This is a genomic window from uncultured Caulobacter sp., from assembly GCF_937900395.1.
Lineage (GTDB): Bacteria > Pseudomonadota > Alphaproteobacteria > Caulobacterales > Caulobacteraceae > Caulobacter.
In genome coordinates, this window is sequence record NZ_CALCDX010000217.1 from 1 (window position 1) to 6,312 (window position 6,312).

General features: G+C 69.1%; 4 protein-coding genes and 1 riboswitch. Of the genes, 2 read left to right on the forward strand and 2 right to left on the reverse strand.

Annotated elements, in window-relative coordinates:
• Window positions 1-333 precede the first annotated feature (333 nt).
• A riboswitch (ZMP/ZTP riboswitch) is annotated at window positions 334-414 on the forward strand.
• A 26-nt stretch (window positions 415-440) separates the two neighbouring features.
• Together purH and Q0379_RS19560 are read left to right on the forward strand one after the other, a co-directional pair.
• The gene (gene purH / locus Q0379_RS19555) at window positions 441-2,030 is read left to right on the forward strand and encodes a bifunctional phosphoribosylaminoimidazolecarboxamide formyltransferase/IMP cyclohydrolase (protein ID WP_299015604.1); all 1,590 of its coding nucleotides are present in this window, start codon (window positions 441-443) and stop codon (window positions 2,028-2,030) included.
• A 12-nt stretch (window positions 2,031-2,042) separates the two neighbouring features.
• The gene (locus tag Q0379_RS19560; protein WP_299015607.1) at window positions 2,043-2,801 is read left to right on the forward strand and encodes an alpha/beta hydrolase fold domain-containing protein; all 759 of its coding nucleotides are present in this window, start codon (window positions 2,043-2,045) and stop codon (window positions 2,799-2,801) included.
• Here Q0379_RS19560 and Q0379_RS19565 read toward each other — a convergent pair.
• The gene (locus Q0379_RS19565; protein WP_299015610.1) at window positions 2,798-3,994 is read right to left on the reverse strand and encodes a DUF418 domain-containing protein; all 1,197 of its coding nucleotides are present in this window, start codon (window positions 3,992-3,994) and stop codon (window positions 2,798-2,800) included. The two genes, Q0379_RS19560 and Q0379_RS19565, sit on opposite strands and share 4 nt — an antisense overlap.
• A gap of 66 nt (window positions 3,995-4,060) precedes the next feature.
• On the reverse strand, window positions 4,061-6,312 hold a 2,252-nt coding region (locus Q0379_RS19570), incomplete at its 5' end, for an NAD-glutamate dehydrogenase domain-containing protein (protein ID WP_299015613.1).

Sequence of the window (6,312 nt, forward strand, 5' to 3'; positions counted from 1 at the left end):
GAAACACGCTCACGCCCCCCATCCTCACGGGCAAGAACAGCCTGGCGGAGCGGACGGTCGAGCCGAAACGCAAATCAAACCTTACGGTCTCCGGGTTCGCTCGGCCGCTCCGTCGCCTCCCCGTCACCTTCAGCGGCCAGCCGCGTGAAGCCGAACAATCACGTCCCCTCCGTTGGCGGATGGGGAGGGGTAGGGGTGGGGTGATCTCCAGCGGTCAAGGCCGCGCACCGCCGCCACCTCACCAGTCACCCCATCCCCGGCCCTTCCCCATCAAGGGGAAGGGGGCTTCAGAGGTCGCCGCATTGACTCCCCCGCTCGCCCCCGTATTTTCCGCCCCGTTCGAGTGACTGGCGTTGAAGGTGGGCGACCACCGGGGAGCTCGATACGCATAAGCCGCGCGCCTGGGCTCCCATTTCCGACCACGAAACCTGGAGTCCGCCGTGCCCGCCGCCCCCGACTATCCGTCCGCCCCCGATCTCGTCGCGCCTGCGCGCGCCCTGCTGTCGGTCTCCGACAAGACCGGCCTGGTCGAGGCCGCCAAGACGCTGCACGAGGCCGGGGTCGAGCTGGTCTCGACCGGCGGCACCAAGGCCGCGATCGCCGCGGCCGGAATCCCGGTCAAGGACGTCTCGGACTTGACCGGCTTCCCCGAGATGATGGACGGCCGCGTGAAGACCCTGCACCCGGTGGTGCACGGCGGGCTTCTCGGCGTTCGGGATGCTCCCGAACATGCGCGAGCCATGGCCGATCACGGCATCGGCGGCATCGATATCCTGTACGTGAATCTCTATCCGTTCGAGGCGACCGTCGCGAAGGGCGGGTCCTACGCCGAGTGCGTCGAGAATATCGACATCGGCGGCCCAGCCATGATCCGCTCGGCGGCGAAGAACCACGGTTATGTCGCCGTCTGCACCGATCCGAGCGATCTGGCCGACGTGCTGGAGGCCCTGAAGGCCGGCGGGACGACCCTGGCGCTGCGCCAGACCCTGGCGGCCCGCGCCTACGCCCGCACGGCGGCCTATGACGCGGCGATCTCGGCCTGGTTCGCCCAGGCGCTCGGCCAGGACTTCCCGGCCCGCAAGTCGATCGCCGGCGAGCTGCGCCAGACCATGCGCTATGGCGAGAACCCGCACCAGAAGGCGGCCTTCTATACGTTCCCCAACCCGCGCCCGGGCGTGGCCACGGCCAAGCAGCTGCAGGGCAAGGAGCTTTCCTACAACAACATCAACGACACCGACGCGGCCTTCGAGCTGATCGCCGAGTTCGACCCGGCCCAGGGCCCGGCGGTGGCGATCATCAAGCACGCCAATCCGTGCGGCGTGGCGGTCGGCGCGACCCAGCGCGAGGCCTATGAGCGGGCGCTCGCCTGCGACCCGACCTCGGCCTTCGGCGGCATCGTGGCGGTCAATTCGCGGCTGACCCGCGAGGCGGCCGAGGCCATGGTCGAGATCTTCACCGAGGTGGTGATCGCCCCCGAGGCCGACGAGGACGCCGTGGCCGTCTTCGCCGCCAAGAAGAACCTGCGCCTGCTGGTCACCGGCGGCCTGCCCGATCCGCTGTCGACCGGCGACACCTTCAAGAGCGTGGCCGGCGGCTTCCTCGTTCAATCTCGTGATGACGCGCGGATCAAAGCGTCGGACCTGAAGATCGTGACCAAGCGCCAGCCGACCGAGGAAGAAGTGCGCGACATGCTGTTCGCCTTCACGGTCGGCAAGCACGTCAAGTCCAACGCCATCGTCTACGCCCGCGCCGGCCAGACCCTGGGCGTGGGCGCCGGCCAGATGAACCGCAAGGACTCGGCCCGGATCGCCGCCCTTCGAGCGGCTGATTTTGGCCTGGACCTCCGGGGGTGCGCCTGCGCCTCGGAAGCCTTCTTCCCGTTCGCCGACGGCCTGATCCAGGCGGCGGAAGCGGGCGCGACGGCGATCATCCAGCCGGGCGGCTCGATGCGCGACGCCGAGGTGATCGAGGCGGCTGACAAGCTGGGCCTGACCATGGCCTTCACCGGCGTGCGGGTGTTCAGGCACTAGAGGCCTCATGGGGTGAACATGGACAGCGCCGCCTGGGGCGAGCAGATCGCCCGCCACTCCCGGGTGTTCAAGCCGGAAGGGCCCGGGCCCTTTCCGGTGGCGCTGATCCTGCACGGCTGCGGCGGCAAGACGCCGTTCCTCGAGGTCTATGCGAAGACCGCCGTGGCGGCGGGCTGGGCGGCCGTGGTGGTCGACTCGTTCCTGCCGCGCGGGGTCTCCAGCCTCGACGCCAAGCTGACGGTCTGCACCGGCCTGCGGGTGCGGGGCCCGCAGCGGGCGGGCGACGTCTTCGCCATGCTGGCCTGGCTGGAGGGGCAGGCCTGGGCCGACGCCTCGCGCCTCTTCCTGGCCGGCTGGAGCCACGGCGGCTGGACGATCATGGACGCCTATGCGCTGGGCGAGCGGGCCGCGGCGATCACCCGCGTGTCTGACGCCGACCCGGCGAGGCTGCGCTCGGTCGTGAAGGGCGCACTGCTGGTCTATCCCTATGCTGGCTATCCGGCCCTGACGACCCGCCACGGCTGGGGCCAGGCGCCGCCGCCGGTCTGGTCGGTGCTGGCCGGAAGGGATCAGGTGGTCGGCTGGAAGGCGCCCAAGCTGGCCCTTGATCGTCTGGCGCGCGACGGGCTGAGCGTCGACCAGATGTTCCTGCCCGACGCCACCCACGCCTTCGACGACGATCGGGCCAACGACCCAAGGGCGCGCTATCGCCCGGACCTGTTCCAGCAGGTTCAGGCCTATTTCACCGACGCCCTGAAGGCCTGCGGCTAGACCGCGACCAGCGCGGGTCGACGAAGCGGCGAGGGACCGCGATAGAGGCGCCGCCAGACCCACTCCAGCGGCCCCATCTCGAAGCGGTCCAGCCACCACCGCGACCACAGGATCTGGACGATCCAGATCCCGACCGTGATCGCCGCCAGCCCTGGCCGATCGACCTCGCCATGCAGGCCAAGGCCTCGACCGCCGTAGAAGATGAAGGTCATGATCAGCGACTGGGCCAGATAGTTGGTGAAGGCCATCCGTCCGACCGGCGCCAGGGCGCGCGGGATCGCCGACCAGACCTTGGAGCGGGCGGCGAACACCATCAGGGCGACATAGGCCAGCGTCGTGGGCGGGGCCAGCGCCCACTGGATCCCCACCGCGACCATGCCAAGGCCCCTCGGCAGGCCCATCGCCGCCTGGGCGACGAACAGCGCGCCGATCAGGGCCGAGGCGAGGAGACCCCAGACTAGCAGCCGTCGATAGGTCCGATCGGAGGCCTCGCCGGTCAGGACGCCGGTCTTGAACGCGCCCAGGCCGATCATCATCAGCGCCGAGGTCATGACGAAGATCAGCGGCTCGCCGGGCAGGAAGGCGAGGCGGTCCTTGGCGTTCTGGATCAGCGACTGCAGGAAGCTCCCGCCATACTGGACTTCGGCCGCCCTGGCCTTCGCCAGCTCCTGGGCGGTCTCCAGCGCTTGCTGGGCGGCGTCTTTGGGCATGGAGGCCGCCATGCTCAGGCCGACAACGGCCAGCAGACTGACGACAAGCCAGATCGAGAGCCCGGTCCGGATCAGCTTCCGCGCCGACCAGGACCGCGTGAGCATCACCGCGAAGCCGGCCAGGGCGTAGCTCAGCAGCACGTCGCCGTACCAGATGAGAAAGCCGTGCAGCAGCCCGAACACGACCATCCAGACGAGCCGCCGGCGCAGGATCGCGCCGCGCTCCAGGTCCGATCGCTCGCCGCCGACCAGGAAAATCGACACGCCGAACAGCATGGCGAACAGGGTCACGAACTTGCGCTGGAACAGCCACTGGGTGACGACCCAGACCGACAGGGTGGCCGCGCCGGTCCCGTGCGGCCAGTGAGCGGCCGACTCGGCCAGCATTGGCGGGACGGCGAAGTCCGGCGCGTTGCACAGCAGGATGCCCAGCACGCCCAGGCCGCGCAGGGCGTCCAGCAGAACGATCCGGTCCTTGGTCATCGACGTCCCCGCGAAGCCCCCACGCCGCGAGCCTGCCTCGCTCCGGCGTGGGATGCAATCACGGGGTTAGGCGGCCGAAAGCTCGCGCAGGGCGGCGTTGGCGATCGTCAGCTTGGCGAAGGTCCAGCCGCCGCCGGCCTGCTCGATCTCCTCGATCGTCTGCTTGACCGTCCGCGGCAGGTCGCCGCGCAGGGAGGCCCACGAGCTGATCGCCGCCTTGGTTCCCGCCTCGTCCTCGCCCGCCTGAGCGTTGGCGGCGAACTTGAGGACGGTTTGGGTGATCGCGGCCTGCTCGCCGAGCATGTCTTCGATCAGGCGGCGGACCGCCAGGCGCTCGAAGCTGTCGCCGCCGACGAAGGCCCCGGCCGCCGCCCGCAGGCGGTCGAAGCCGAAGGCCGCGCCGACCTGGTGATACAGGCGGGCGACATTCTCGACGCTCCAGCTGGAGGCGTTGGCCAGATCGACCAGATCGGCGGCGGTGGTCAGCGGCTGCAGCGCCGCGACGGCCTGGGCCAGGGCGTCCGGAGCGCCGTCGGCAATGTAGGCCTTGGCGCGCTTGGCCACCGCCTTCTGCTCGAACGGCGACAGGATGGCGGGCGTCTGGCCGCGCAGCTTGGCGACCGACGGGCCGTAAGCCTCGACCAGCGCCTTGACGCTGGACTTGTCGCGGAACGCCCGGCGCGCCAGCCAGAAGCTCAGGCTGCGCAGGGCGTAGGCCAGGGCCTTGCAGAGCGCCGTCTGGCCATCGGCGGACGCCTTGTTGTCGAGCGCGCCCACCTGATCCCACAGGGCGTCGATCCCCAGGATCTCGCGGGCGGCCGTGAAGCCGACGACCACGGCCGCGATATCCGAGCTGGCGGCGGCCTTCAGGCGGCTGGCGAAGGTCGGGCCGCACATGTTGACCATCTGGTTGCCGACCACCGTGGCGATGATCTCGCGCTTCAGGCGATGCTTCTGCATGGCGTCGGCGTACTTGCCCAGCGCCTTGGGGAAGTAGCCCTGCAGGGTGGCTTCGAACCAGGGATCGTCCGGCGCCGACGAGGCGACGATCTCGTCGAACAGATCGAGCTTGCCATAGGCCAGCAGCACCGCCAGCTCCGGACGGGTCAGGCCCTTGCCGGCCGCCTTGCGCTCCAGAAGCGCCGTATTGGTCGGCAGACCTTCGACGCGACGGTCCAGGCGGCCGCGGTGCTCCAGGTCGACCATGTAGCGGATCTGGGCGTCGACCTCCGAGACGGCGTCGCTCTCCAGCAGGGTCAGGGCCAGGGTCTGATCGTAATTGTGCTCCAGAACGTGATGGGCCACGTCGTCGGTCATCGAGGCCAGCAGCGTGTTGCGGTCGGGGCGGGTCAGTTCGCCGCCGCGCTCCAGGATGCCGGTCAGGATCTTGATGTTGACCTCGTGGTCGGAGCTGTCGACGCCGGCCGAGTTGTCGATGGCGTCGGTGTTGAGCCGAACACCGTTCTCAGCGGCTTCGATGCGGCCGAGCTGGGTGAGGCCGAGATTGCCGCCCTCACCCACGACCTTGCAGCGCAACTGGGCTCCCGTCACGCGGATCGGGTCGTTGGCCTTGTCCCCCACTTCGGCGTCCGTCTCAGAACTGGCTCGCACGTAGGTGCCGATCCCGCCGTTCCACAGCAGATCGACGGGCGCCTGCAGGATCGCATGGAGCAGGTCGTTGGGGGTCATGCTCTTCACGGAGTCCTCGAGACCGAGGGCTTTGCGAACCTGCTTGCTGATCGGGATCGACTTCAAGGACCGGGAATACACCCCACCGCCGGCACTGATCAGGTCCTGGTTGTAGTCCTGCCAGCTCGACCGTGACAACTCGAACAGCCGCTTGCGCTCCTGGAAACCGACCGCCGGGTCAGGCGTGGGGTCGAGGAAGACGTCCCGATGGTCGAACGCCGCGACCAGGCCGATGTGCTCGGACAGCAACATGCCGTTGCCGAACACGTCCCCGCTCATGTCCCCGATGCCGACCACCGTGAAGTCCTCGCTCTGGGTGTCCACACCCATCTCGAGGAAGTGCCGCTTCACCGACTCCCAGGCTCCACGCGCGGTGATCCCCATGGCCTTGTGGTCGTAGCCGACCGAGCCACCGGAGGCGAAGGCGTCGCCGAGCCAGAACCCGTACTCCTGCGCCTTGCCGTTCGCGATGTCGGAGAACGACGCGGTCCCCTTGTCGGCGGCGACGACGAGGTAGGTGTCGTCACCGTCGCGACGGTGCAGATCCGGTGGCGGTACGACCTCACCGTGCACCAGATTGTCGGTCAGGTCGAGAAGGCCGCTGATGAAGGTCTTGTAGCAGGCGATGC